Source organism: Novosphingobium aerophilum (assembly GCF_014230305.1).
Lineage (GTDB): Bacteria > Pseudomonadota > Alphaproteobacteria > Sphingomonadales > Sphingomonadaceae > Novosphingobium > Novosphingobium aerophilum.
On sequence record NZ_JACLAU010000001.1, the window covers coordinates 371348 to 396786 of the forward strand.

Consider the following 25439-nt stretch of genomic DNA (forward strand, 5'->3'; position numbering starts at 1 on the left):
TCGGGGGGCCTTGTCTGGTCCGGGGCAGGGCGGTCTAACCGCACAATCCGGGAGAGAGGCGCGCAATGGACGGATTCGACGAAACCTTCGATTGGGTCGTGGTCGGCAGCGGCGCCGGCTCGATGACCTCGGCGCTGGTCATGCGCCAGGCCGGCAAGAGCGTGCTGGTGCTGGAGAAGACCGGCTATGTCGGCGGCACCACGGCCAAGTCCGGCGGGGTGATCTGGGTGCCCAACAACCCCCTGATGCGGCAGGCCGGCGAACAGGACAGCACCGAGGCGGGGATCGCCTATCTCGAGGCGCTGGCCGAGAACCTGCCCGGATCGACCCCGGAAAAGCGCCGCGCTTATGTGGTCGAGAGCCAGAAGATGATCGACTTCCTGCTGGCCCAGGGCATCCCCCTGGCGCGCGGGGCCGATTTCTGGCCGGACTATTACGATGAGGTTCCGGGCGGCTGCAAGACCAGCCGGACCGTGACCGCGCGCTACTTCAACAAGGCCGAACTCGGCCCCGAATGGGCGGCCCGGCTGCGCCCCGGCTTCGTCAGCCAGCCGGCCATGCTGTCCGAGGGACTGAAGCTGGCCTGGGTCGGCAGGAGCTGGAAGATCAAGCTGCTGCTGCTGCGGATCGGCCTGCGGGTGATCGCCGGCAAGCTAACCGGCAAGCAATGGGTCTCGGCGGGGGCGGCCTTGCAGGGACGGCTGCTGAAGGCCGTGCTCGACGCCGGGGCCGACGTCCGGATCGACAGCCCGGTGCGCGAACTGGTGATCGCGGATGGCCGCGTCGCCGGGGTGATCGCCGAAAGCGGCGGCGAACGGCGCCGGATCGGGGCGCGCCTGGGCGTGCTGATCAATGCCGGCGGGTTCGCGCAGAATCAGGCCATGCGGGACCGCTTCATGCCCGGCACCCGGGCCGAATGGTCGAACACGCCCGAAGGCGACACCGGCGACATGCATGCCGAGATGGAGCGGATCGGCGCGGCGCTGGGCCAGATGGACCAGATGGTCGGCTATCAGATGACGCGCATGCCGGGGTGGGAGCAGGCCTTCGTCAAGCCGCCCGCGCAGAGCCTGACCGGCAAGCCCGGGGCGATCCTGGTCGACCAGTCGGGCCAGCGCTACATGAACGAGGGCGGCAGCTATGAGCTGTACTGCCAGACCATGTTCGAACGGAACCGCACGGTCCCCGCCATTCCCAGCTGGGCGATCTTCGATGCGCGGTTTGCCCAGTCCTACCCCATCGCCGGGGTGCGAATGGCGAAGATGCACCAGGTCTGGAAGGACAGCGGCTATCTGAAGGAGGCCGACACGATCGAAGGCCTGGCGGCGCAGATCGGGGTTCCTGCAGAAGCGCTGCAGGCGACGATCGCGCGCTGGAACGGCTTCGTCGATGCCGGCCACGACGCCGATTTCGGGCGGGGCGCGCGGGCCTATGACCAGTGGCTGGGCGATCCCTTCCTAAAGCCCAATCCCGCACTCGCCCGGATCGACCAGGCCCCGTTCTATGCGGTCGACGTGGTTCCGGGCGACGTTTCGACCTATGGCGGCGCGGTGACCGACGCCCGGGCCCGCGTGCTGCGGCCCGACGGCTCGGTGATCGACGGGCTCTATGCCTGCGGCGTATCCAGCGCGAGCGTGATGGGCGGGGTCTATGTCGGGGCGGGGGCCAGCATCGGGCCTTCGCTGGCGTTCGGCTATGTTGCCGCCCGGCACGCGGCCGGGCTGGACAACAGCCTCTGACCCCGCCTCACGCCTGGGGGGTGGTGAACGACACCGGCCGGGTCAGCAGATAGGGGAGTTCGGGCGAGGCCAGCTTGGTCTGGCTGCCGTTGGCATGGATCAGCGTCACCCGCCCGACCCCCGGCGAGGCGACCGCGCCGACCACCGTATCGACCCAGGCATGCAGCGCCGCGCGCACCAAGGCGAGATCGTCGCCGCCGGTCGCGGCATGGCCCGCCGCCTCAAGTTCGGCCTCGAGCGATACCACCCGTTCCGCGGCCTGCTCGATCGCCTGCTCTGCGCTTGTCCTGTCGATCATCCGCAATCATCCTTGCTGTGGCGCCGTCTGGGCCGATGCTCTGCTACACCGCCGGGCCCGGCTCGGCCCCGGGGGCGGCCAAATATCGCCGTGGCGCGGTTGACCTGGCCGGGTCCCGAACGGACAGTGACCGCCAGATCCATCAGCCATCAGGGGATACCATGGCCGTCCTAAGCAATGTCGCAAAGCCCGACAGCGCGGCGCTTGTCGACATCTACCGCCGCATGCTCCGCGTCGAGCGCAACGACGACGCGATCCGCGCCTCGCTGCGCCGCGGGCGGCTGCAGATGCCCTATTACTCCGCCCGCGGGCAGGAGGTGATCCCGGCGACGATCTCGCACCTGCTCACCCAGGATGACCAGATCTGCACGATCTATCGCGGCATCCAGGACATGGTCGCCAAGGATATGCCGCTGAAGCCGCTGTGGGCGGAGATCGCCGGGCGGATCGACGGGACCTGCAAGGGCAAGGGCGGCCCGATGCACCTGACCTATCCGGACATGGGGATCATGGTCACCACCGGCATCGTCGGTTCGTCCATGCCGATCGCCAATGGCCTCGCCTGGGCCGCCCAGCTCGACGGGTCCAAGCGGGTCGTGGTGGCCTACTTCGGCGATGGCGCCTCCAACATCGGGGCCTTCCACGAATCGCTCAACATGGCCTCGGCGTGGAAGCTGCCGGTTCTGTTCGTCTGCGCCAACAACGGCTTTGCCGAGCACACCCGCTATGAGGACGCCACCTCGGTCGATTTCATCGCCAAGCGCGCGGCCGGGTACGGGATGCCGGGCTACACGGTGGACGGCAACGATCCGGACGACATGTATGCCCATGTCTCGGCCGCGATCGAGCGGGCCCGGGCGGGGGAGGGGCCGACCCTGCTGGAGTGCAAGACCTTCCGGTTCCTCGGCCACGTGCTGGGCGATGACGACTTCTACATGGACAAGGACGAGAAGGCCGCCGCCATGGCCGCCGATCCGCTGCCGGCGCTGCGCGCCCGCCTGATCGCCGAGGGCCATGCCGGCGAGGACGACCTGGCCGCGATCCAGGCCGCGATCGAGGCCGAGATCACCGAGGCCCAGGAATTCGGATTCAACAGCCCGCTGCCATCGCTGGACGAACTGCGGCGCGATGTCTTTGCCGAGGAGATGCCCGCGTGAGCGAGAAGATCCAGATGAACGGCATCCAGGCGATCAACGCCGCGATGATGGAAGCCATGGCCGCCGATCCCAAGGTGCTGGTCCTGGGCGAGGACGTGGGCGACCGCGAGGGTGGCGGCGTGACCGGCACGATGAAGGGCCTGTCGAGCAAGTTCGGGACCGAGCGGGTCAAGTCCACCCCGATCTCCGAACAGGCGATCATGGGCGCGGCAATCGGCGCGGCCATGGCCGGCTACAAGCCGGTGGCCGAGATCATGATGATGAACTTCACCACCGTGTGCATGGACATGATCGTCAACCACGCCGCCAAGCTGCGCTTCATGTCGGGCGGGCAGACCAGCGTGCCGCTGACCATCCGCACCCTGACCGGCGCGGGCTGGCAGACCGCCGGGCAGCATTCCGACTTCTTCGAGGGCTGGTTCGCCCACACCGCCGGGATCAAGGTGGTGGCGGGCTCGAACCCGGCCGACCTCAAGGGGCTGCTGCTGTCCTGCATCGACGATCCCGATCCCTGCATCTTCATCGAGGGCGGCATGACGCTGTTCGTCCCGGGCGAGGTCGCGCCGGATCAGGGGCCGATCCCGCTGGGCAAGGCCAATGTCGTGGTGCCGGGCAGCGACGTGACGATCGTATCGTGGTCGTCGCAGGTGCTGCGCTGCCAGATGGCGCTGCAGGGCCTGGCCGAGGCCGGGATCTCGGCCGAGCTGATCGACCTGCGCACGATCTCGCCCTGGGATCGCGAATGCGTGCTCAACTCGGTCGCCAAGACCGGGCGGGCGATGATCGTCCATGAGGCCGTGCGCTCGTTCGGGCCGGGGGCGGAAATCGCCGCGACCATCAACGAGGAGCTGTTCGGCCAGCTCAAGAAGCCGGTCACCCGGCTCGGCGCCCCGCAGTGCCCGGTGCCCTTCGCCAAGGTGCTGGAGGACGCCTACATCATCCAGCCCGACGCGATCGTCGCCGCGGCCAAGGCCCTGATGGACTGAAGTGGACGGTTCGGGACAGGGGCGTCGCCCGCGCCTGTCCCGAAGGTTCGCCCTGCGCGTCGGCTCAGCGGTCGGCGGTTGACGGGGGCGCCAGCGCGGCCCGGGCCGCCCGCTCCGTCCAGTGATCGGCATCGCCGCCGAGCGCCGCGTTGAGGAACGCGCGCTTGAGGAACAGGTGGCAGGGATGCTCGCGGGTCAGACCGATTCCGCCGTGCAACTGCACCGCCTCCTCCGCCACGCGGCAATAGGTGGTGGTGGCGAGCGCCTTCAGCGCCCCGAGCTGGACCAGGCTGGCCTCGTCGCCGGCGCGGCTCCACAGCAGGGCCTCGGCGGCGGCCACCGCGATCTTCAGGTCGGCGACGCGGTGCTTGAGCGCCTGGAACAGGGCGAGCGGCCGATCGAACTGGCGCCGCGTCTTGAGATAGTCGACCGCCATGTCGAGCGCGGCCTCCGCTCCGCCGACCGCATCGGCGGACAGGGCCAGCAGCAGGCGCCGGGTCGCCAGATCGTGGATCGCCCGGGCCGCCTCGCCGGTGGCGATCACCGTGGCCGGGCCCGCCGTCCCGTCGAACAGGCGGCGGCTGAGGTCCCAGGCGGGGCGCCCGGTGGCCTGTTCGATCGGCGCCAGCGCGATCCGGTCAGGCGCCACCAGCAACACCTCGCGCGCCAGATCGGCGTCGACCAGCCCGAGCAGCCCGGTCGCGTCGGCGGGGTCGAGCGACAGGGCCACCCGTTCCCCGGCGATGGCGGCGGCGATCCGCGCGTCCCGATCCGGCAGGTCCGGCGCGGCACAGAGCACGGCGATGGCGGTCATCTGCGCGATCGCGGCACCGGGCACGAGCGCGCGGCCCAGCTCGATATGCACCGCGGCCACGGCCTCGGCCCCCAGGCCCAGGCCCCCGTCCGCCTCGGGCGCGGCGAGGCCGAACCAGCCGAGTTCCGCCAGCAGCTGCCAGCTCTGCCCGGCATCGGGCATCAGACCCGCCTCGCCCAGGGTCTTGCGCGTAGCGTCGCGCAGCTCGTCGCGGGCGATCGTCATGCCAGGGTCCACCCCTTGGGCTCGCGCGGCATGCCCAGCATGCGCTCGGCAATGATGTTGCGCTGCACCTCCTCGCTGCCGCCGGCGATGGTCCAGGCATAGCTGTTCATGAAATCGGCCATCCAGTTGCCACTGTTGAGATCGCCATAGGTGATCGGCGCCATGTACTGCGCGTCGATCCCGCCCAGCCGCACCCCCAGCGCGGCATAGGCCCGCAGCGCGCGCGAATAGGCGTTCTTGACGATCGAGGCATCGCCGACCTGTTCGGTTCCGGCCATGCGGCTTTCCAGGAACTGGTCGGCCAGGGCGCAGACCGCATCGACCTGCGCGCCGAGCGCGCCGAAATCGCGCAGCACCCCGGCATCGTCGGCCCGCCCACCGGCCAGGATGAGATCGGCAATGCGGTCCAGCGCCCCGCGCATCCGGTAGCCCAGCTCCATCAGCGTCAGCCCGCGCTCCGACGACAGGGTCGCCTGGGCCACGGCCCAGCCGTCGCCCTCGGCCCCGACCCGCTCGCTCACCGGGATCGCGACGTTGTCCAGGAAGATCTCGGCGAATTCCTCGTCGCCCTGGATCTGGTGGATCGGGCGCACGGTCACCCCCGGCGCCTTCATGTCCATCAGGAAATAGGTGAGCCCAGCCTGCTTGGCCCCCTCGCTGGAGGTGCGGGCGAGCAGCAGGCAGCGATCGGCGTACTGCGCCATGGTGGACCAGACCTTCTGGCCATTGACCACATAGACGTCGCCCTGCCGCTCGGCCCGGGTCCGCACCGCCGCCAGGTCCGATCCGGCACCGGGTTCGGAAAAGCCCTGGCACCAGGTCTCGCCGCGCAGGATCCCCGGCAGATAGCGGGCCTGCTGCTCCGCGCTGCCGCATTCGTGCAGCGTGGCGAAGGCATGATAGGTCGAAACGAAGGACAGCAGCAGCCGCGGCGCATCGGCCCGGGCCAGCTCTTCGTAGATGACCTTCTGTTCGGCCAGGCTGCGCCCGCCGCCGGGCCATTCGGCCGGCCAGTGCGGGATGGCATAGCCGGCCTCGACCAGGCGGGCGAACCATGCTCGCTGGGATGCGACAAAGGCCTCGTGCGTGGCGGCCTCGCGCCAGTCGGCCGGGCGGTGGGCGGCCAGCCAGGCGCGCAGTTCGCGGCGCAGCACGGCTAGGGGATCGGACGATGCGGACATGATCCCAGCTAGGCCCGCTGCGGCGGCGCAGCGCAAGCCGGCGATTGCAATATCCCGTTGGCGATGGCCCGCTCCATCGCCCGGGCAATCTCTCCGCGCCAGTGGGGCAGGGCGCTTGCCGGGGGGCGGGTCGGCGGGCATTGCTCCATCCATGGATTTCACCTGGACCCCCGAGGAGCAGGCCTTCCGCCAGCGGCTCAAGGATTTCCTCGCCGAAAGCCTGCCGCCGGACTGGGAGCGGTTCGCCGAGCACGGCCCGGCCTCGCCGGCGCTGACCCGTTTCGCCGAGCAGTTCTGCGGCAAGCTGGCGGAGCAGCAGTTGCTGACCCCGCACTGGCCCGAGGCGATCGGCGGCCTGGGGCTGGATCCGTGGCATCAGACCGTCCTGGCCGAAGAGATGTGGATCGCCGGCGAACCGCGCGGCGGCCAGTACATGAACGTCAACTGGATCGGGCCGACCCTGATCCGCTATGGCACCGAGGCGCAGAAGGCCCGCTATCTGCCGCCGATCGCCGCAGGCCGGGCGCTGTGGTGCCAGGGCTTTTCCGAGCCCGGGTCGGGTTCGGACCTGGCCAGCCTGCGCACGCGAGCGGTGCTGGAGGGCGATCATTACCGCGTCAACGGCCAGAAGATCTGGACCTCCTATGCCGGGCTGGCCGACACCTGCTTCCTGCTGTGCCGCACCTCGGACGATCGCAAGCGCGGCATCTCGATCCTGCTGGTCCCGATGGACACGCCCGGGATCACCGTGCGCCAGATCCCCTCGCTGATCGGCGAGGGCGACATCCACGAGGTGTTCTTCGACGACATGCGCGTCCCGCGCGAGGCGCTGTTCGGTGAAGAGGGGCAGGCCTGGGAGATCATCGCCTACAGCCTGGTCAACGAACGGCTGGGCATCCCCCGTTACAGCCTGGCCCGCGCCGCGCTTGACCGCGCGGTGGCGATCCTGCGCGAACAGGGACGGTGGACCGGCGAGGCGGTGAAGATCGAGGCGGCCCATGCCGCCGCGCTGTGCGAGGCGGCGCGCACCGCTTCCTATGCCATCGTCACGCGCCGCGCGGCGGGGGAGACGATCGGGGCGGAAAGCTCGTCGGCCCGCTTCGCCACGGTCATGGCCGAGCGGCGGGTGGCCGAATTCGTGGTGGAGCATCTGCCCGAAGCCCTGGCCGATGCCCACCCCTACCTGAAGATGCACCACCAGCGCGGGATCGTGGCGGGGATCGCCGCCGGAGCGGCCGAGATCCAGCTCAACATCATTGCCACGGACGTGCTCAAGCTGCCGCGGGAGCCGCGCTGATGGACCTTGCGCTCAACGCCGACCAGATCGCGATCTGCGATGCCCTCGATGGGCTCACCCGGCCCTTTGCCGCGGTATCGCTGCACGGCGCCGGCTTCGCCCTGACCGACCCCGCGCTGGACGCCGCGCTGCGCGACGGCGGGTTCCTGGACGTGGGGTTCGATCCCGATCTGGGGACCGGCACCGCCGCGATCGTGGTCGAACGGCTGGCCCGCCTGCCGCAGGCGACCGAGGCGGCCGCGTCCGCGATCCTGCGCCCGGCGCTGGGTTATGACGTGACCGGCCCGGTCTGCCTGGTCGAGGCGGGCGATCTGCGCCGGCCGGTCCGCTTCCTGGCCCCCGGCGCGACCGTGGTGATCGTGGGCGAGACGGTCACCAGCTTCGTCGCCACCGCCGCCGACCTGCGACCCGAACCGGCGGCGCTTTATGGCTATCCCGTGGCCACCCTGCGGCAATGGCCCGAGGCGCGCCGCCGCCACGACCTGCCGCCGGCCGAGGCGCGCCGGCTGGGGCAGGTCGCGCTGGCGGCGGAATCGGCGGGCCTGCTGGCTGCGGCGCTGGACAGCGTCTGCGCTCACGTGGCCGATCGCAAGCAGTTCGGGCGGCCGCTCGCCACCTTCCAGGCGCTGCGCCATCGCCTGGCCGAGGCCCAGGTGCGGACCAACGGCGTCTACTGGCTGGCGATGCGGGCCGCGCACAGCGGCGATCCCGGGGATGCCGCGCTGGCCGCGCTGCACGCGCAGGAAGCGGCGTGGCAGGTGGTCTACGATTTCCACCAGTTCATGGGCGCCATGGGCATGACCCTGGAGCACCCGCTGCATCTGTGGACCTACCGGCTCAAGCTGCTGGCCAGCGAGCTGGGCGGGCGCGGGGCCCATGCCCTGGCTGCGGCCGAGGCCCTGTGGGGCTGACGATCACTCTGTCGCGGGTTCGCGCGGCAGGCTGAGCAGGGCGGCGCTGCTCGCCAGCATCAGGCCCACCGTGGTCCACAGGAACAGGTCGTAGCGGCCGGTCAGATCGAACACCCGGGCGGCGGCCAGCGGACCCAGCGCGGTGCCCAGCGACAGCGCGATCAGCAGCGCCCCGTACAGCGCGCCGAACGCCCGCAGGCCGAAGTAGCGGGTCAGGATATAGACCACCACGTCGATCTCCGCGCCCAGCGTCAGCCCGATCACCGCAGCGGCCAGCATCGGGCCGGGGCCGCTCGCCCCGCTGAACAGGAGGACCACGGTCCCCAGGGCAGGGAGCAGGAACACGCCGCCACCGACCAGCCGGGCGGGATAGCGGTCGATGAGGATCCCGGTGCCGAGCCGGCCGATGATCGAGGACAGCCCGATCAGCGAGGCGATTCCCGCGGCGGCCGTGGGCGTGGCGCCCCGCGCGGTCAGCACGGGAACGAAATGGATCGACAGGGCGACCATGCCGAAGGTCAGCATCAGGCAGGTCAGGAACAGCCGCGCATAGACACTGGACCGCAGCCCCTGGGCAAAGGTCATCCCTGTGTCCGGCGCGGCGGCGCGGGCAGCCTGGCGTTCCCCGCCGCCGCGCGGCCGGTCATGCGCGCCGCGGAAGAACAGCCAGATCAACGGAAAGGCCAGAGCGATCCAAAGCGCTGCCTGCCAGGCCATCGCGCGCTGCCAGCCGAACGCCGCGATCAGCCGCGCACCCAGGTAGGGGAACAGCGCCTGGGCCACCGATGCCCCGCACAGCGTCACCGCGAAGGCCAGCCCGCGCGAGGCGGTGAAGCGCGAGGCGACCGCGCTGGTCCAGACCGTCGCCTGGACCGGCAGGGTGGCCAGCGCCATCAGCAACCAAAGCAGATACCAGTTGGCCGGGCTGCCGGTGGCCGTGCCGATCCCGGCGAAGGCCGCGGCCGAGAGCAGCACCCCGACCACGCCCAGCGCGCGCGGACCATAGCGATCGACCGCGAGCCCGACCGGCACGCTCATCAGCGCCTGGACCAGCGTGGCGATGGTCACGCCGGCGGTGACCTGGGTCCGGCTCCACCCGAAGGATTCGGCCATGGGCTGGATATAGGGACCCAGCCCATAGATGTGGATCACGCTGGTGGCATAGCCGCAGGCCGCAGCCACCGGCAGCATGAAGTGGCCGCGCCATTCGGCCAGGGCGCCGGCCTTGGCGGTGGGCATGGTCTGGTCATTCATGGCCGGGCTTCGCTCCATCCGGTGCCATGCGCGGGGGCAGGGCGGTCTCCACGCTGTCGATCGCCACCGCGCGGCTGCGGCTGCGATCGAACAGGTTCCGTTCGTCGGCGATCACGTCAGCCGGCATCGCATCGCGCCGCAGCGCGTCGAGCACGGCGTCGCGCATGGCCAGGCTGTCGAATGTCAGTTCGGTGATGACATCGAACGGGCCCTCCTCGCCGTCGGGACCCGGCTCGAGGTAGTGCCGGACATAGCGCCGCGGCCCCGCCATGTAGCGCAGGCACAGCGGGACATGGTGATCCTCGTAATAGGCGCGGAACTCGGCATGGCTGAGCCCCGGGCGCCGCTTCAGGAAGATCATCACCGCAGGCACGGACGCCCGGTCAGAAATCGTAAGTGAAGAACCGGCCGTCGAAGTTGCCGCCCAGCGTATGGGTCGCCGCGGCGAGGCGATCGGCCGGCGCATCGCCCAGATAGCCATCGATGATCCGGTTGTAATTGCTGATCATGCCCTCCTTCTCGTGCGAGAGGCGCATGAATTCGAAGCCCTTGGCGTGGACCCCCTTCTGCTGGACCGGAATGTTCGAATAGTCCTGGCGCGGGATCGGCGGGAACTGGTCGCTGTCGTACGGCAGCACGGTCGGCTCCATCACCGGCGCGGGTTCCTCCCCGGCGGGGAAATGGGTCAGCGACCAGATCTCGAACAGGCAGGTCTCGGGACCGGTCGGCCGGATCCGGTAAGCGCTGGTGCTGGTGAAGAACGGCAGCAGGAAATAGTGCGGGAAGAGGAACTCCACCGCCTGGATCGGGTCCGAGACCGCTAGCGCGTTGAGATCGGGCACGGTCTCGCCGCGGGCCTTGAGCCCCTCGACGATGGTGTGCTGCACCGCGCCGAACCAGTGCATGATCAGTTGCTGCGGATCATCGGGCAGGGCGTCGATCGGCACGAGCTTGGCCAGCTCGACCTCCTTGGCGTGGACCATGCCGGCCATGCCTTCGCTGAGCAGTTCAAGGTTCTTGATCTGCGCCGCGATGTTCTGCTCCTTGGTCCAGTTCGGATCGATCGGATCGCCGATCCCGCCGGTGTCGTGGCCATACATCGAGTTGTAGAGGATCGGCACCGCGCGCTGCAGCTGCGGATGGGTGCGCATCACGTGGTAGCCTTCCATGAACGCTTCCATCGCGATCTTCCAGTTGGCCGGAATCTCGGTGGCGAACCACCATTCGGCGCGCTGGTTGGCCTGCAGGCGCTTCTCCAGCCGGTCGAGCACGGGGCCCCAGGTCTCGCGCAGGGACAGGGCATCGTCGTCGAAGTTGATGAAGACGCAGCCCAACGCCTCTTCCACCCGGCATTCGGGCAGCCGCAGCTCGTCTTCGCCCAGCAGGCTCTCGTCGAACAGGTGGCGGCCATAGACGAAGGTGTTCTTGCCCTCGCCGTTCCAGCGCCAGCCGTGGAACGGGCAGATGAAGCCCTGGGTCTTGCAGTTGCCGTGGCTGCCCGTGGGGACCAGTTGCACCCCGCGATGGCGGCAGGCGTTGTGGAACGCGCGCACGCCCGACTTGGTGCGGGTGACGATCACCGAGCGGCCGAGGATCGAATACTCGATCCAGTCGCCCAGGTTCGGGATCGTCTCCAGCCGGCAGGCCATCTGCCAGGTGCGGGACCACAGCTTCTCGGTCTCCAGCGCGAAGAACGCGGGATCGTAGTAGCGCGGGGCGGGGATCTTCTGGGGATCGGTCACCCGGAAAGGCACGGCGTGGCTTTCGGTGGCGGATGCGGTCATGTCTGGTTCCTGGCCCTGGCGGATGGCGACGGTCCCAGTGGTAGCGGCCGGGCAAAACGAGACAAAGCGCCATCGCCGCGCCAGGGCCACTCATCGCCTCGCCGATTGCCGCGCTGCAACAAAGACGTCCGGGCGGCGACAATGCTCCGGCGATATGTGGCGGGCCGGGGTCCGCTCGGCTTGTACCGGGGGGGCGGTTTGGTAGCACCGCGCAAAACAAGGATGGATGACCATGCCCGACGCCAAGCTCGATTGCTCCGACCTCGATCGTTACATGGGCAAGCCCATGCAGCCCGCCCGCATGGTCGAGCCCTTCGCGAACACCGACATCCGCCGCTGGGTCCAGGCGATGCATTATCCCAACCGCCTGCACTACGACACGATGTTCGCGATGCAGAGCCGCTTCGGCGAACTGGTCGCGCCGCAGAGCTTTGCCGTGTCGATGGACGACGGCCACGGCTCGGCCCCTTCGTGCATCGGGCAAATCCCCAATTCGCACATGCTGTTCGGCGGTGACGAATGGTGGTTCTATGGCCCGCGGATCAAGGGCGGCGACCGCGTGTGGAACGAACGCATCCCGTTCGACTACACGATCAAGGACACCAAGTTCGCCGGTCCGACCTGCTTCCAGCGCGGCGACAACTTCTACTACAACCAGCATGGCGATCTGGTCGCCAAGCAGCGCTCCACCTCGATCCGCTATGCCCAGGCCGCCGGCGAGGCGAGCCAGAGCGACACCAGCGAAGGGCATGACGATCCGGTCTGGACCGACGACGAGCTGGAGGCGCTGGAGGAGCGCAAGTACGGCTGGATCAAAATGCTGCACGATCTTGGCCATTCGGCCCGTTACTGGGACGATGTGGTGATCGGCAGCGCCCTGCCCGAACGCGTTTTCGGGCCCCATTCGATCGTCAGCTTCACCACCGAATGGCGCGCCTACACCTTCACCCAGTGGGGCTCGATGCACCGCCGCACCGATCTCAACATGGCCGAGCTGGGCTTCGTCGGGCCGATGGCCGGGCCCGAGCAGGATCCGACCGAGGAGGCCAACAACCCCGAGAACACCGACGGCGCCTATATCGGCCCCTCGCGCGGGCACCTGTTCCCGCGCTGGGCGCGCTATATCGGCATGCCGCGCGGCTATGGCTACGGCGCCTCGATGGGGGCCTGGATCACCGATTACTTCGCCGGCTGGGCGGGGGAATGGGGCATGGTGCGCCACTCGGTCGCCAACTATCGCAGCCCGGCGCTGACCGGCGACATCACGATCATGACCGGCACGATCCTCGACAAGTTCGTCGACGAGGACGGTCGCCATATGGTCGCGGTCGACTGCAAGATGGCGAACCAGCTGGGCGCGGTCCTGGCCACGGCCAAGGCCGAGATCGAGCTGATCAAGAAGCCGGCATGACGGGTGCGGACCTCGCCTCGCTCGCGGCGACGGTCCGCGATCTGGCCGACCGGCAGGCGATTCTCGACTGCATCATGCGCGAGGCGCGTGGGCGCGACCGGCAGGATATCGATCTGACCGCATCGTGCTGGTGGCCGGACGGGATCGACGAGCATGGCCCGATCATCACGCCCGCGCCGGACTATCCGGCACGGGCCAATGCCGGACACGCCCGGTTCTTCTCGGCGACGATGCACCATATCACCACGCACACCTGCGAGATCGACGGCGATATGGCCCACTGCGAAAGCTACGTGATCGGCACGATGCTCTCGCCCGACAAGCAGAGCATGAAGGTGGCGCCGGGCCGCTACTTCGACCGGCTCGAACGCCGTCCGGGTCCGGGCGGCCAGCCCGAGTGGCGGCTGCTCTACCGCCGCTGCACGGTCGAGATGTCGCTCGACGGTCCGGCCGACTGGGTCAACGGCCCGATGTGCAAGGGCTTCCTGCGATCGGTCTGGAGCCGCGAGGACAAGAGCTACCAGCGCCCGATCGAGGTCGGCAGCGACGGCGAGCGCTGGTAGGGCAAGGCGCGCGCGGGGCGGCGGTCGAGATGTGGTCCCGCCCGAGGCCGCCTGGACAAACGTCGCGGTGGGATAAGCGACCGCTTTGGCGGAGAGCGGACAGAGCCCTCTCTCCTTCAGGGGAGAGGGTTGGGAGAGGGGCCAGCGCGCATCACCGGCCCACATCCCCGCTCAACTCCGGCTAGTCCCTTCGGGACAAGCCTCCGTATCTCTCGCCTGAAGGGGAGAGCGCCAGGGGCTGAATTCGGGCGCAACCGGCCCCTCGAACGTGTCCCCGCGCCCTAGTCCTTGGGTTTCAGGCTCGCGAGCACGGCATCGGTATCCCGGCCGAGCTCCGGTGTTGGACCCGCAACCTTGCCCGGGGTCTTGGAAAACCAGGTCGGCACCCCGGGGAAGCGAACCTTGCCCTCGGGCGTCTCGATGTCCTCGAAGAAGTCGATCGCCGCGAGATGCGGATCGTCGAACAGCTCGTCCGTGGTGCGCAGCGGCGCCGCCGGCACGTTGAGCGTGCCGAGCAGCTCGAGCCACTCCGCCGTCGTCCGGGTCAGGAAGGTTTCGCCAAGCTTCTGGTAGATGTGGTCGATCTGCCCGGCCCGGTTGGCAAGCTGCGCCATCTCGGGCGTGGCCCATTCCGGCTTCACCGCCCCGACGAACGCGTTCCAGTGCTTGTCGTTGTAGATCAGTGCGGCAACATAGCCGTCCTTGGTGCGATAGGGCTTGCGGTGACGGTTGGCGGCGCGGTGGTAATGCGCCGGTCCGATCGGGGGATCGAACAGCCTGCCACCCGCATGCTCGACCAGCATGAAGCTGGCCATGGTCTCGAACATGCCGACTTCCACCTCCTGCCCCTCGCCGGTGCGGGCACGGTGGAACAGGGCCATGGTGGTGGCGTAGAGCGCGGTCAGGCCGGCCACCTTGTCGGCCATGATCGTGGCGACGAAACCGGGTTCGCCGTTCATCAGCGACTGGACGTAGGGCAGGCCGCATTCGGCCTGGATCGTGTCGTCGTAGGCGGGCTTGTCGGCATAGGGGCCGCGCCGCGAGAAGCCGTAGCAGTTGGTGTAGACGATGTCCGGCCGGATCGCGCTGACCGCGGCATAGTCGAAGCCGAGCCGGGCGATGGCCTTGCCCCGCATCGAGTGGATGAAGACGTCCGCCGTGGCGATCAGATCGCGCAGCGCCGCCTTGCCCTCCGCCGCGCGCAGGTCGAGCACCACCGATTTCTTGCCGCGGTTGCAGTTGACGAAAATGCCGCCAAGGCCGGGGGCCACTCCGGCGTTGATGTAGCGCGTGTCGTCGCCGCCGGGCTGCTCGACCTTGATCACCTCGGCCCCCATGTCGGCCATGATCTGGGTGGCATAGGGGCCGAACACCATGCTGGTGCAATCGATCACGCGAATGCCGGATAGGGGGCCACCGGGCTGCGATGCCATCACTGTCTCCTCGAACCTGACCTGCCCTAGCCGCTCCGGCCATGCCGCGGCAATTCGCCGGGCCGATATGTACGGAGGGAGCACTGTCGCAAGCTTATGCCGGTTGCTACCTGAATGCCGTGCACGCGCCGGATCGGAAGGAACGCCAGGGTGGATTTCGCCTTTACCCCAGACCAGCAGAACATCCGCGAAGCGATCCTGCGGCATTGTTCGCAGTTTCCCGACGAATACTGGCTGGAACGTGACCAGTCGGGCGAGTTTCCCGAGGACTTCTACCGTTCGCTCGCCGAGGCGGGCTGGCTGGGCATCGCCATGCCCGAGCGGTTCGGCGGATCGGGGCTGGGCATCACCGAGGCGGCGATCATGATGCAGGCGATCGCCGAAAGCGGCGCCGGGATGAGCGGGGCCTCCGCGATCCATATCAATATCTTCGGGCTTGAGCCGATCATCCTGTTCGGCACCGAGGAGCAGCAGCAGCGCAGCATTCCCGGCATCGCCTCGGGTCAGGACAAGACCTGCTTCGCCGTGACCGAACCCAACGTGGGGCTCAACACCACCCAGCTGAAGGTGCGGGCCGAGCGCCGGGAGGGCGGCTACCTGGTCAACGGCGAGAAGATCTGGATTTCCACCGCGCAGGTCGCGAACAAGATGCTGCTGCTCGCGCGGACCACCCCGCTCGACCAGATCAAGCGCAAGACCGATGGCCTTTCGCTGTTCTACACCGATTTCGACCGCAGCAAGATCGAGACCCGGCTGATCCACAAGATGGGCCGCCACGCGGTCGATTCGAACATGCTGTTCATCGAGGACCTGTGGGTGCCCGAGGCCGATCTGATCGGCGAGGAAGGGCAGGGCTTCCGCTATATCCTGGAGGGGCTCAACCCCGAGCGCGTGCTGCTCGCCGCCGAGGCGATCGGGCTGGGCCGCGCCGCGATCATGAAGGCCAGCCGCTATGCCAAGGAGCGGATCGTGTTCGACCGTCCGATCGGCCAGAACCAGGGCATCCAGCATCCCCTGGCCAAGTGCTGGGCGCAGCTCGAGGCGGCCAACCTGATGACGATGAAGGCGGCCACCCTGTTCGACAAGGGCGAGGATTGCAGCGTGGAGGCCAACACCGCCAAGTACCTGGCGGGCGAGTTCGCCTTCGAGGCCTGCCACACCGCGATGCTCTCGATGGGCGGGATGGGCTATGCCCAGGAATATCACGTTGAACGCTACTTGCGCGAGAGCCTGATTCCGCGGACAGCTCCGGTCAGCCCGCACATGATCCTGAACTTCCTTGCCGAGAAGGTGCTTAGCCTGCCGAAGTCGTATTGAGCCCGGGAGGCCCGCCGTGACCGTTGACACCACCCCCGGGACGCTCGACCTGGCGGCCTGGTTGCGCCCCGGCGATCGCATCGTCATGGGCCAGGCCTGCGGTGAACCTCCGGTCCTGCGCGACGCGCTGATCCGGCAGGGCGCCGGCATCGGCGGACTTTCGCTCTTCATCGCGTCGAGCTTCTCGGGCGCCTTCGTGCCCGAGACGGCCACCAGCTTCGCGCTGTCGAGCATGGGCGCGATCGGCCAGTTGCGCATCATGGCGCGAGCCCTGGCGATGACGATTATCCCCTGCCATGTCGGACAGATCGGCCCGATGATCGCCACGGGCGAGATCGGCTGCGACGTGGCGATGATCCAGGTCAGCCCGGCCGACGCCGAGGGGCGGCACAGTTGCGGGTTGATCAGCGATCACGTGCTGGACGCCGTGGCCCGGGCCCGCGTGGTCATCGCCGAGGTCAACGCGGCCGTGCCGTGGACACCCGGCGTGACCATCAGCCGCGACGAGATCGACGTGACGGTCCATTGCGACCATTCGCCCGTTGAAGTGGCGGGCGCGCCGATCACGGCGACCGATGCCGCGATCGCCCGCCACTGCGCCGAGTTCATCGGCGATGGCGCGGTGATCCAGACCGGGGTGGGCGGGGTGCCGGACGCGATCCTGCGCCTGCTGGGGGACCGCCGCGATCTGGGGGTTCATTCGGGCATGCTGGGCGATGGACTGGTCGATCTGGTCGAGGCCGGGGTCGTTACCAATGCCCGCAAGGAGATCGATCGCGGGGTGTCGGTCGCCTGCGCGCTGATCGGCACCCGCCGACTCTACGACTTCGTTGACCGCAATCCCGCCATTCGGATGGCCCCGGCCAGCTACACGCACGATACCGCCGTGATGGCGCGCCTCTCCCGGCTGGTGACGATCAACTCGGCGATCGAGGTCGACCTGACCGGCCAGGTCAATGCCGAGGCATCGGGTTCCGCTTACCTGGGCGGAACCGGCGGGCAGGTCGATTTCGTGCGGGGTGGGGCCCGGTCGCCGGGCGGACACGCGCTGATCGCGCTGGCAGCCACCGCCAAGGGCGGCGCGGTCAGCAAGATCGTCCCCACGCTGTCGGGTGCGGTGACCACGGCCCGCAGCGAGGTGGACGTCATCGTCACCGAGTTCGGCGCAGCGCAACTCAAGGGGCGCAGCATGGCTGACCGGGCCCGGGCCCTGGCGGCGATCGCCCATCCCGATTTCCGCGAAGACCTCGAGCGCGAAGCCCACGCCATTGCCCGAAGGGGATTCTGACATGACCACTGCCGATCGCACTGTCACCGCGGCTGCCGATCTGGAGGCGCCGTTCACGATTCCGCCCGATGCCTATGTCTCGCGGGACTATGCCCGGCTCGAGCAGGAGCTGCTGTGGCGCAAGGCCTGGCTCCAGGCCGGGCGCGAGGAGGACATCCCGGCGCCGGGCGATTTCGTCACCTACGATATCGGCGATGATTCGGTCATCGTGCTGCGCGCCGATGATGGCTCGGTCCGTGCCTTTCACAATGTCTGCCCCCATCGGGGACGCCGGCTGGTCGATACCCCGCCCGGCGAACGCAACGCCACCGGCCATCGCCGCAACTTCATCTGCGGCTTCCACGGCTGGACCTTCGACCGCGAGGGGCAGTGCACGTTCGTCCAGCACCAGGATGACTGGCAGGGGGCGTTGACCCCCGAGCGGACCGCCCTGGGCCGGGTCAAGGCCGAAACCTGGGGCGGGTGGCTGTGGATCAACCTCGATCCCGACAGCCCGTCCCTGCGCGAGTGGCTGGGCCCGATCCCGGAGATGCTCGATCCCTTCGAGCTGCACAACATGCGCTGCCGCTGGCGCAAGTGGATCGTGTTCGACTGCAACTGGAAGGTCGCGCTCGAGGCCTTCAACGAGACCTACCACGTCCAGACGACCCATCCCGAATTCAACGTCTTCGGGCAGTTCCGGGGCTGGGCCCGCAATCACGGCCTCCACACCAACATCGGTTACGACGCGCCCAAGGGGCAGGAGCAGGACCAGGCCAAGCTGCGGCTCGGTTCGGGCGACGATCCCCGCCTGTCGACTGCCGAGATGCAGGTGTACACCTGGGACAACGCCAACACCAACACCACCCGCACCCTGGTCGACGCCGCGCTGCGGCTCAAGGACGAGCTGCCCGCCGGCACCCCGGCGGCCGAGGTTTCGGCCCACTGGCTGCGCTCGGCGCGCGAGGCCGACGCGCGACGCGGGGTCCACTGGCCGGTGGTCGATCCCGCCCATGTCGCGCGCAGCGGCACGGCCTGGCAGGTCTTCCCCAACTTCCAGATCGGCCACGCGGTGAACAACATGCTCTGCTATGCGGCGCGCCCCTGGGGGGACGATCCCGACAAGTGCGTGTTCGAGGCGGCCGTCTACGAGCTATGGCCGGAGGGCGAGGCGCCGGTGACCACCTGGACCTATACCGCCGCCGAGGACTGGCCGCCGGTGCTCCAGCAGGACTTCGCCAACATGCGCGCCGTCCAGCAGGGGATGAAGTCGGCCGGCTTCCGGGGCACCCAGCCCAACCCCTATATGGAACGGGCGATCGGCAGCCTGCACATGAACCTGGCCCGGTTCATGGGCAGCGGGGCACCGCGCCGGCTCGACTGATCCGGCCGGGCCGGAAACCGGTGGCGGTATCGCTCTGGCAGAGGCCATGCTTAGGGGGCTAAACACTTCGATCTTGTCGGGCCGGGTGCCGGTCCCGCAGGGTGGGGCGTGCAACATCTGACCGGAAATCATCTGCCATGACCGTCGACACCAGTGTCCTGTTCCGCCCCCTGACGATCGGCGCAATGCCGCTGCGCAACCGCATCGTCATGGCCCCGATGACCCGCGGCTTCGCCATCGATGGCGCCGTGGGGCCGGATCACGCCAACTATTACCGGCGCCGTGCCGAAGGCGGGGTCGGCCTGATCCTGACCGAAGGGGTGGTGGTCGATCGCCCGGCCTCGCGCAACGAACCCCACGTGCCGCGCTTCCACGATCCCTTCCTGGGAGGATGGCCGGCGGTGGTCGATGGCGTCCACCGGGCGCAGGGCAGGATCGCGCCGCAAATCTGGCACACCGGGGCGGTTCGCTCGAGCAGCATGGACTGGGATCCGGGGGTCACCGTGGAAAGTCCTTCGGGCCTGATCGCGCCAGACCAGCCGAGGGGTGCGGCGATGACCGAGGAGGACATCGCCGACACGGTCGCCGCCTTTGCCCGGGCGGCGGCCGATGCGCAGCGGCTGGGCTTCGACGCGGTCGAGGTTCATGGCGCCCATGGCTATCTGGTCGACCAGTTCTTCTGGTCCGGCACCAACCGCCGCACCGACCGCTACGGCGGCCCCACGCTGAAGGAGCGTTCGCGCTTCGCGGCCGAGATCGTGGCGGCCATCCGGGCCGCCGTCGGTCCGGGTTTCCCGCTGATCCTGCGCGTCAGCCAGTGGAAGCAGCAGGACTTCAGGGCGCGCCTGGCGGAAACACCCGCGGCCATGACCGACTGGCTCCTGCCGCTGGTCGAAGCGGGGGTCGATGTGCTGCACTGCTCGCAGCGCCGCTTCTGGGAGGCGGAGTTTCCCGAGATCGACGGCGCCGAGGGCAGCAATTTCGCCGGCTGGGCCAAGCGGCTCACCGGTGCGGTGACGATCAGCGTCGGATCGGTGGGGCTGCATGGCGATTTCCTCCATGTGTTCAGCGGCCAGCATTCCGAACCGGCCAGCCTGGACGGGCTGATCGCACGGATGGAGCGCGACGAGTTCGACCTGATCGCGGTGGGACGCGCGCTGATCACCGATCCGGACTGGGCCAACAAGGTGGCGGCGGGACGGCTGGGTGAGCTGACCCCGTTCTCGAGCGAGGCGCTGGGCGTGCTGGCCTGATCCGGCGGCCCATCGCCGCCGGGATGAGCGCGGGTCCCAGCACGCGCCGGCTGGCTTATCGTGGCCAAACCCGTCAGGGTGTCGCGGTTTCCGAAAGGGCCTGGGCATGGACCGTCGCGAATTTGTCATGGCCGCCGGTGCTCTGCTCGGCAGCACGGCGGCGGGTGCCGCTCCGGCCCCCATGCCGCTCGACACCGTGGCTGTGGACATTGCCGCGCGCGAGACCCTTGGACCGCTGCGGCAGGTGTGGGCCGAATGCGCCGGATCGGACCGGGCGGCGATCACCCTGCGCGAAAGCTGGCGCAAGGATCTCGAACGGTGGCGGGATGAGGCCGGGCTGAAGCGGGTCCGCTTTCACGGCATCTTCAATGACGAGCTGGGGGTCTTTGCACCCTCTATCCTCAACCGCGGCAAGCCCACCCCCAATTTCCGCAACATCTTCGAGGTTTACGACGGTCTGGTGGAGCGGGGCGTCGCGCCCTATGTCGAGGTGGGCTTCATGCCCCGGGCCCTGGCCAGCGGAACCGGTGGCTTCGGTTTCTACAACGCCAATGTCTCGCCGCCGAAAAGCATGGAGGACTGGGGACGGTTCATCGCCACCTTCGTCCAGGCCCTGGTCTCGCGCTATGGCGCCCCCACGGTGCGGACCTGGCCGTTCGAGATCTGGAACGAGCCGGACCTGCCGTTCTTCTGGACCGGCACGCAGCAGCAGTACTTCGAACTCTACAAGGCCGCGGCGGTCGCCATCAAGTCGGTTGATCCGGCCATCCCGGTGGGTGGGCCGTCCACCTCCGCCGGGCGCTGGGTGCGCGACTTCGCCGCCTTCTGCCACGATAACAACGCCCCGGTCGATTTCTTCGCGACCCATGCCTATTCCGGGGGCAACCAGGACGAGCTCTATGGCAAGGGCACGGCCTTCTCGATCAACCAGGTGATCCCCGACACGGTCGCCAAGGTGCGCAGCCTGATCGACGCGTCCCCGTTCGCCGGCCGTCCGCTGTGGCTCAGCGAATGGTCATCCGACAGCCCCGCGATGATCGCCCACGTCGTGACCCAATGCCTGCCGCACGTCACCGCCATGTCGCATTGGACGCTGTCCGGCACTTACGAGGAACTCGGCGTGGCCGATTACACGCTGAAGGAGGGCGACATCGGCTGGTCGGCCATGCAGCGCGGGATCGCCCTCCCCGCGTTCAACACCTACAAATTGCTGCACCGCCTGCATGGCGAGCGACTGGCGGCCACCGGGCCGGTCCTGGCCTCGCGCCGGGCAGATGGCGCGATCGCGGCGCTGGTGTGGAATCTGGCCGAGGCGAAGCAGCCCGCGGGCATCCCGGGATCAACGGCCGTGCGGTCGGTTACCGGGTCGGCGAAGCGCTACCGGATCAGGCTCGCCGGTGGGCGGCCGCATGCCCCGGTGGCGGTGCGGTTCGTGGATCAGGAGCGCGGTTCGCCGATGCCCGCCTGGCGCGCGATGGGCTCGCCGCGTTATCCGACCGCCGCCCAGATTGCCGCCCTGCGCACAGCCGCGGACATCGCCCGGCCCACCATGCTGCGCCTCGATGGCACGGCCACGCTCGTGCTCGATCTGCCCCCGGAGGGCGTGGCGCTGATCGAACTCGGCTGATACCTGTTATGCGACCCAGAGGAGTCCTGATGATGAAGAAGGTGTATCTGCTTGCCCTGACCATGGCCGCACCGGTCATGGGGTTGACCCCCATGGCCGCCCAGGCGTCGGCTCCGGCCGCGGATTCGGTCCCGGCCTCGACCCCGGCTCAGGCTCCCGGCTATTCGGTCGAGGAGACCGCACTGGGTGCCATGCTCGATGATCCCGCCGCGAAAGCCGTGCTGGCCAAGCACATTCCCGCGATCGTCGGGAGCGATCAGATCCAGATGGCCCGTGGCATGACCCTGAAGCAGTTGCAGCAGTATGCCGGGGACATGCTGAGCGAGGCCAAGATGGCCGATATCCAGGCCGACCTCAACAAGCTTCCCGCCAAGAAGTGAAGCCCGCCGGGCGCGGCCTTCCGGTCGCGCCCGCAGACCACGGGTTATCGGGGCGCTTGCCTACCCAAGCGCGGGGCCCCCATCCCCATTCCCATGGCGATGGGGTCGATTGCCAACTCGACGGTCGAGCCCCCTCCCCGTTGCGACTAGCCCGGCTACGGCAGGGCAAGTCTCGCTCCATTCCCCGTTGGGGAGGGGATGGGGGTGGGGGTTCTGGGGTTGTGTTTACAATCGACCCAATCGCCTTTCCAAAAGGGGAGCAGCCTCGGCCGCCCTGTTGGCAAAATCGTTGGCCAAGGGCCCTTTCGCCAAAACAAAAACGGCCCGGGGTTGACCCGGGCCGCTTTCGTTCTGGCCGTGGTGGGCCTTACATCTGGAACGTGGCGCCCAGCTTGATCACGCGGCCCAGCGTCCAGCGGAAGAAGGCCGGGTTGTTGGTGTTCAGGCGGTTCACCCGCTGCGGTTCGACATCGAACACGTTGTCGACGATCAGGCGCAGCGACAGCCCGTTGAGCGCGCTCTTCTCACCAAAGTCGTAACCGAAGTTGACGTTGGTCATGGTGAAGGCCTTGCGATCGACGTTGCCGAGGTTGTCCGGAGCCTCGTCGCGCGCCTTGCCCGAATAGTTGACCGTCACGCGGGTCGACAGCGGACCCTTCCGCCAGGAGACGAAGGTGGCGGCGGTGAACCGTGAAGTGCCGATATTCAGTCGGTCAGCCGGAACGCCGTTGGCGAGCACGCGGGCGCGGGTGGCGTAGGTGCCGTTGACGCCGAGGCCGATCTGGCCAAGCTCGGTCTCCTTGTTGAACGAGGCATTGAAGTCCACGCCCTCAAGCTTGGCGGCGTTGAGGTTGCTGGTGCGGGTGTCGACCACGATCGCGATGTTCGAGGCCACCTGCTGGGCCCCCAGCTGCGCTCCATTGGTCAGCCCCGCCAGGATGGCGGCGTACTGCGGACCGGTGAGGTTGTAGGTGTAGAGGTTCGCATTGGTGGTGTAGGTCGACTGGTCGGCCGGGTTGAGGTTGCCGAGCGCGTTCTTCAGATCGATCGCGTAGAAATTCGCGCCGAACCGCAGGCTGTCGATCGGGTTCGCCTCGAAGCCGACGGCCCAGCTGGTGGCCGTCTGCGGCTTCAGACCGGGTGACGATCCCTGCAGCACCAGGGCGCAGGAACCCTGCTTGCTGGTGTCGCGGCCCAGCGGGTCGTTCGGGCGCTGCGCCGCGGTGCCGCCCGGCACGTAGATGCCGCAGGCAAAGCGGCCGGTCGAGATCGCCAGATCGTCGATCGCGGTCGGCGCGTTGAACGACTTGTTCCAGTGCGCGAAGATCTTCAGCCCGGTGACGGGCGTCAGGGTCAGGCCCAGGTTGGGATTGGTCGTCGTGCCGAAGTCGCTGTAATCGTCATGCCGGAGCGAGCCGGAAAGGACCGCGAACGACGTGACCGGGAGCGAGACCTCGCCGAAGAACGACTTGGCGTTGCGGCTGACCTCGTTGAACGGCAGGCTCGAAATGGCGCCGACCGGACCGGCGTTCAGACGGGTCGCCGCCCAGTTCTTCTGGTACTCGAGCCCGAGCGCCAGCTTGGCATCGCCGCCCGGCAGCGCGAACAGCGGACCGTCAGCCACGGTGCGCACCATGAGCATCTTCTGCTTCATGTCCTGCGCGTTCTCGTAGTTGATGATATCGGCGATGACCGAACCGCTGGCCGCGGCAACGTTGAACGGGTTCAGCTGGCCCGCGTTGATCCCGGTGCAGCCGGTGATGTAGCACTGGGCCTTGACCGTATCGACGTTCGGGAACGACTGATAGTTGGTCGACTTGCCGAAGTGCCCGTTGACGCGAACCTGCCAGTCGCTGCTCACGGCCCAGGTCAGCTCGGGCGACACGCCCCAGGTCTCGAAGCCGATCCGGGTCGGCGTGTTCACATAGGCCGAATTGGGCGCGAACGAGAAGCTGGTTCCGCCCGGCACGGCGGTCAGGCTGCCCACGGCGGCATTGGGAAACGCCGCGCCGACCAGGGCGCCCGTGGTGAGCGGGCTGCCGGCGGCGGTGAAGCCGCGGGGCACGCTGGTGAACTCGGTGTCGCGCTTGCTCCAGTAGGCCGTCACGCGCAGATCGATCGTGTCGCTCAGCTGCTGGGTCAGCTTCGCGAACACGTTGGTCCGGGTCTGCTTCGGCATGTAGGTGTTGCCCGAAACGCCATCGCACGGCGTGCCGACCGGGAACGAAGCGCCCGCGCCGGGCGCTGCCGGGTTGTTGGTGAACTGGGCGGCACCCGGACCGAACCGGAACCAGCGGGCTTCAGTGCCGACCGGCGTGTTGCACTGGGTGAAGTTGTAGCTGGCGACCCCGGCGGCGTTGTAGACCAGACCGCTGGTCCACGGCACGTCGCGGTTGCTGACCTCGGTGCGCTCGTCATGGTTCACCGCGATGTAGGCGTTGCCGCCGTCCCAGCTCTTGCCCGCCAGGATCGACCCGTTCCAGGTCTGGTGGCGCTTGATCTTGGTGCCGAAACCGAGGTTGCCGTCCACCTTGATCCCGTCGAACTTGGGCAGGGTGCGGAAGTTCAGCACGCCCGCCACGGCGTCGGCGCCGTAGAGCGAGGAGCCGCCGTCGGTCACCACGTCGATGCCGCCCATCACCACCGCGGGGATCAGGTCGACGTCGATGGCCGCCTGGTTCACGCCGACCGGAGTGGCGCGCATGCCGTCGATGAGCACCAGGGTGAGGCCGCCCGAGGTCTGGTTGGACGAGGGGACGTTGCGCAGGTTCGGCTTGGTGATCGAGATGCCCGACGAGAAGCCGCGCGGATCGCCTTCGAACCGGCCGTTGAAGGTGTTGGAGATCTGCGGGATCAGGCCCAGCAGGTCGTTGGTGGAGATCGCACCCTTGAGCGAGATGTCCTGCGGCGCGACGCTGATGGTCTGCGATCCGGTCACCTGGGTGCCGCGGATGAGCGTGCCGGTGACGACGATTTCCTTGTCATCGGCGGCCTTCGCCTCGCTGCCCGGGGTGGTCTGGGCCGACGCGGCGGCGCTCCACAGGACCGGGGTGATGCAGCTGGTGGCCAGCAACAGGCGCTGAAGTGTCTTCATGATTCTCCCTCCCATCGTTAGGGCGCCCGGCTCTGTCGGCCTGTGCGGGCTCCGATGGGCGGAA

21 protein-coding genes are annotated in these 25439 nt (G+C 68.5%); 13 read left to right on the forward strand and 8 right to left on the reverse strand.

Annotation, left to right across the window (positions count from 1 at the left end; translation table 11 throughout):
• The first annotated feature begins 65 nt into the window (after positions 1-65).
• On the forward strand, positions 66-1739 hold the full coding sequence (locus H7F49_RS01685) for an FAD-dependent oxidoreductase (RefSeq protein ID WP_185681811.1): 1674 nt from the start codon (positions 66-68) through the stop codon (positions 1737-1739).
• 7 nt (positions 1740-1746) lie between these two features.
• Here H7F49_RS01685 and H7F49_RS01690 read toward each other — a convergent pair whose 3' ends face one another.
• Positions 1747-2037 carry a hypothetical protein gene (locus tag H7F49_RS01690; RefSeq protein ID WP_185681812.1) on the reverse strand — a complete coding sequence of 97 codons (291 nt, stop codon included), beginning with the start codon at positions 2035-2037 and terminating at the stop codon, positions 1747-1749.
• A gap of 161 nt (positions 2038-2198) precedes the next feature.
• Here H7F49_RS01690 and H7F49_RS01695 point away from each other — a divergent pair, with 161 nt between their 5' ends.
• Positions 2199-3194: a thiamine pyrophosphate-dependent dehydrogenase E1 component subunit alpha gene (locus H7F49_RS01695; protein ID WP_185681813.1), complete on the forward strand. Its 996-nt coding sequence runs from the start codon at positions 2199-2201 to the stop codon at positions 3192-3194.
• A 14-nt stretch (positions 3195-3208) separates the two neighbouring features.
• Positions 3209-4180 (forward strand): alpha-ketoacid dehydrogenase subunit beta, encoded by a 972-nt coding sequence (locus tag H7F49_RS01700; RefSeq protein WP_214647608.1) that lies wholly within the window; start codon positions 3209-3211, stop codon positions 4178-4180.
• A gap of 64 nt (positions 4181-4244) precedes the next feature.
• Here the strand turns inward: H7F49_RS01700 and H7F49_RS01705 are convergent, their stop codons facing one another.
• On the reverse strand, positions 4245-5219 hold the full coding sequence (locus tag H7F49_RS01705; protein ID WP_185681815.1) for an acyl-CoA dehydrogenase: 975 nt from the start codon (positions 5217-5219) through the stop codon (positions 4245-4247).
• On the reverse strand, positions 5216-6400 hold the full coding sequence (locus tag H7F49_RS01710) for an acyl-CoA dehydrogenase family protein (RefSeq protein ID WP_185681816.1): 1185 nt from the start codon (positions 6398-6400) through the stop codon (positions 5216-5218). The genes H7F49_RS01705 and H7F49_RS01710 overlap by 4 nt, the downstream gene beginning before the upstream one ends.
• Before the next feature lie 151 nt (positions 6401-6551).
• Between H7F49_RS01710 and H7F49_RS01715 the strand changes: the two genes are divergently transcribed.
• Together H7F49_RS01715 and H7F49_RS01720 are read left to right on the forward strand one after the other, a co-directional pair.
• Positions 6552-7697: an acyl-CoA dehydrogenase family protein gene (locus H7F49_RS01715; RefSeq protein ID WP_185681817.1), complete on the forward strand. Its 1146-nt coding sequence runs from the start codon at positions 6552-6554 to the stop codon at positions 7695-7697.
• Complete coding sequence (locus tag H7F49_RS01720; protein ID WP_185681818.1) at positions 7697-8608, forward strand: acyl-CoA dehydrogenase family protein; 912 nt, start codon at positions 7697-7699, stop codon at positions 8606-8608. Before H7F49_RS01715 ends, H7F49_RS01720 begins: the two co-directional genes overlap by 1 nt.
• 3 nt (positions 8609-8611) lie before the next feature.
• On the opposite strand, the gene H7F49_RS01725 is transcribed toward H7F49_RS01720, so the two are convergent.
• Genes H7F49_RS01725 through H7F49_RS01735 form a run of 3 tightly spaced genes read right to left on the reverse strand, consistent with a single transcriptional unit; the run spans position 8612 to position 11646 of the window.
• Positions 8612-9862 (reverse strand): MFS transporter, encoded by a 1251-nt coding sequence (locus tag H7F49_RS01725; RefSeq protein ID WP_185681819.1) that lies wholly within the window; start codon positions 9860-9862, stop codon positions 8612-8614.
• Positions 9855-10223 carry an EthD domain-containing protein gene (locus tag H7F49_RS01730; RefSeq protein WP_214647589.1) on the reverse strand — a complete coding sequence of 123 codons (369 nt, stop codon included), beginning with the start codon at positions 10221-10223 and terminating at the stop codon, positions 9855-9857. Before H7F49_RS01730 ends, H7F49_RS01725 begins: the two co-directional genes overlap by 8 nt.
• A gap of 22 nt (positions 10224-10245) precedes the next feature.
• Positions 10246-11646, reverse strand: coding sequence for an aromatic ring-hydroxylating oxygenase subunit alpha (locus H7F49_RS01735; RefSeq protein ID WP_185681821.1), 1401 nt, complete (start codon positions 11644-11646; stop codon positions 10246-10248).
• Positions 11647-11878: 232 nt separating this feature from the next.
• On the opposite strand from H7F49_RS01735, the gene H7F49_RS01740 reads away from it, so the two are divergent.
• Together H7F49_RS01740 and H7F49_RS01745 are read left to right on the forward strand one after the other, a co-directional pair.
• Positions 11879-13057, forward strand: coding sequence for an FAS1-like dehydratase domain-containing protein (locus H7F49_RS01740; protein WP_407940279.1), 1179 nt, complete (start codon positions 11879-11881; stop codon positions 13055-13057).
• Positions 13054-13620: a nuclear transport factor 2 family protein gene (locus H7F49_RS01745; protein ID WP_185681823.1), complete on the forward strand. Its 567-nt coding sequence runs from the start codon at positions 13054-13056 to the stop codon at positions 13618-13620. Before H7F49_RS01740 ends, H7F49_RS01745 begins: the two co-directional genes overlap by 4 nt.
• A gap of 281 nt (positions 13621-13901) precedes the next feature.
• Here H7F49_RS01745 and H7F49_RS01750 read toward each other — a convergent pair whose 3' ends face one another.
• Entirely contained in the window at positions 13902-15053 is a 1152-nt protein-coding gene (locus H7F49_RS01750) for a CaiB/BaiF CoA transferase family protein (protein ID WP_185681824.1), read from the reverse strand.
• A gap of 150 nt (positions 15054-15203) precedes the next feature.
• Here H7F49_RS01750 and H7F49_RS01755 point away from each other — a divergent pair, with 150 nt between their 5' ends.
• The 6 genes from H7F49_RS01755 (at position 15204) to H7F49_RS01780 (ending at position 22281) form a co-directional block, all read left to right on the forward strand.
• The gene (locus tag H7F49_RS01755) at positions 15204-16370 is read left to right on the forward strand and encodes an acyl-CoA dehydrogenase family protein (RefSeq protein ID WP_185681825.1); all 1167 of its coding nucleotides are present in this window, start codon (positions 15204-15206) and stop codon (positions 16368-16370) included.
• A gap of 85 nt (positions 16371-16455) precedes the next feature.
• Positions 16456-17658, forward strand: coding sequence for an acetyl-CoA hydrolase/transferase family protein (locus H7F49_RS01760; RefSeq protein ID WP_185681932.1), 1203 nt, complete (start codon positions 16456-16458; stop codon positions 17656-17658).
• 1 nt (position 17659) lies between these two features.
• Positions 17660-19021, forward strand: coding sequence for an aromatic ring-hydroxylating oxygenase subunit alpha (locus H7F49_RS01765; protein ID WP_185681826.1), 1362 nt, complete (start codon positions 17660-17662; stop codon positions 19019-19021).
• Positions 19022-19158: 137 nt separating this feature from the next.
• Positions 19159-20274, forward strand: a complete 1116-nt coding sequence (locus H7F49_RS01770) for an NADH:flavin oxidoreductase (protein ID WP_185681827.1) — start codon at positions 19159-19161, stop codon at positions 20272-20274.
• Between the two features lie 106 nt (positions 20275-20380).
• Entirely contained in the window at positions 20381-21901 is a 1521-nt protein-coding gene (locus H7F49_RS01775) for a GH39 family glycosyl hydrolase (RefSeq protein ID WP_185681828.1), read from the forward strand.
• Positions 21902-21933: 32 nt separating this feature from the next.
• Positions 21934-22281: a hypothetical protein gene (locus H7F49_RS01780; RefSeq protein ID WP_235981522.1), complete on the forward strand. Its 348-nt coding sequence runs from the start codon at positions 21934-21936 to the stop codon at positions 22279-22281.
• Between the two features lie 367 nt (positions 22282-22648).
• Here H7F49_RS01780 and H7F49_RS01785 read toward each other — a convergent pair whose 3' ends face one another.
• Positions 22649-25375: a TonB-dependent receptor domain-containing protein gene (locus H7F49_RS01785; RefSeq protein WP_185681829.1), complete on the reverse strand. Its 2727-nt coding sequence runs from the start codon at positions 25373-25375 to the stop codon at positions 22649-22651.
• Between the last annotated feature and the right edge of the window lie 64 nt (positions 25376-25439).

Bases quoted from the DNA above. Each gene is read 5' to 3' on its own strand.
- H7F49_RS01710 (WP_185681816.1), bottom strand. From the start codon at position 6,400: ATGTCCGCATCGTCCGATCCCCTAGCCGTGCTGCGCCGCGAACTGCGC.
- H7F49_RS01750 (WP_185681824.1), bottom strand. From the start codon at position 15,053: ATGGCATCGCAGCCCGGTGGCCCCCTATCCGGCATTCGCGTGATCGAT.
- H7F49_RS01720 (WP_185681818.1), top strand. From the start codon at position 7,697: ATGGACCTTGCGCTCAACGCCGACCAGATCGCGATCTGCGATGCCCTC.
- H7F49_RS01700 (WP_214647608.1), top strand. From the start codon at position 3,209: ATGAACGGCATCCAGGCGATCAACGCCGCGATGATGGAAGCCATGGCC.
- H7F49_RS01745 (WP_185681823.1), top strand. From the start codon at position 13,054: ATGACGGGTGCGGACCTCGCCTCGCTCGCGGCGACGGTCCGCGATCTG.
- H7F49_RS01785 (WP_185681829.1), bottom strand. From the start codon at position 25,375: ATGAAGACACTTCAGCGCCTGTTGCTGGCCACCAGCTGCATCACCCCG.
- H7F49_RS01775 (WP_185681828.1), top strand. From the start codon at position 20,381: ATGGACCGTCGCGAATTTGTCATGGCCGCCGGTGCTCTGCTCGGCAGC.
- H7F49_RS01760 (WP_185681932.1), top strand. From the start codon at position 16,456: ATGGGCCAGGCCTGCGGTGAACCTCCGGTCCTGCGCGACGCGCTGATC.
- H7F49_RS01735 (WP_185681821.1), bottom strand. From the start codon at position 11,646: ATGACCGCATCCGCCACCGAAAGCCACGCCGTGCCTTTCCGGGTGACC.
- H7F49_RS01780 (WP_235981522.1), top strand. From the start codon at position 21,934: ATGAAGAAGGTGTATCTGCTTGCCCTGACCATGGCCGCACCGGTCATG.
- H7F49_RS01715 (WP_185681817.1), top strand. From the start codon at position 6,552: ATGGATTTCACCTGGACCCCCGAGGAGCAGGCCTTCCGCCAGCGGCTC.
- H7F49_RS01695 (WP_185681813.1), top strand. From the start codon at position 2,199: ATGGCCGTCCTAAGCAATGTCGCAAAGCCCGACAGCGCGGCGCTTGTC.
- H7F49_RS01765 (WP_185681826.1), top strand. From the start codon at position 17,660: ATGACCACTGCCGATCGCACTGTCACCGCGGCTGCCGATCTGGAGGCG.
- H7F49_RS01705 (WP_185681815.1), bottom strand. From the start codon at position 5,219: ATGACGATCGCCCGCGACGAGCTGCGCGACGCTACGCGCAAGACCCTG.
- H7F49_RS01770 (WP_185681827.1), top strand. From the start codon at position 19,159: ATGACCGTCGACACCAGTGTCCTGTTCCGCCCCCTGACGATCGGCGCA.
- H7F49_RS01690 (WP_185681812.1), bottom strand. From the start codon at position 2,037: ATGATCGACAGGACAAGCGCAGAGCAGGCGATCGAGCAGGCCGCGGAA.
- H7F49_RS01730 (WP_214647589.1), bottom strand. From the start codon at position 10,223: ATGATCTTCCTGAAGCGGCGCCCGGGGCTCAGCCATGCCGAGTTCCGC.
- H7F49_RS01725 (WP_185681819.1), bottom strand. From the start codon at position 9,862: ATGAATGACCAGACCATGCCCACCGCCAAGGCCGGCGCCCTGGCCGAA.
- H7F49_RS01685 (WP_185681811.1), top strand. From the start codon at position 66: ATGGACGGATTCGACGAAACCTTCGATTGGGTCGTGGTCGGCAGCGGC.
- H7F49_RS01740 (WP_407940279.1), top strand. From the start codon at position 11,879: ATGCCCGACGCCAAGCTCGATTGCTCCGACCTCGATCGTTACATGGGC.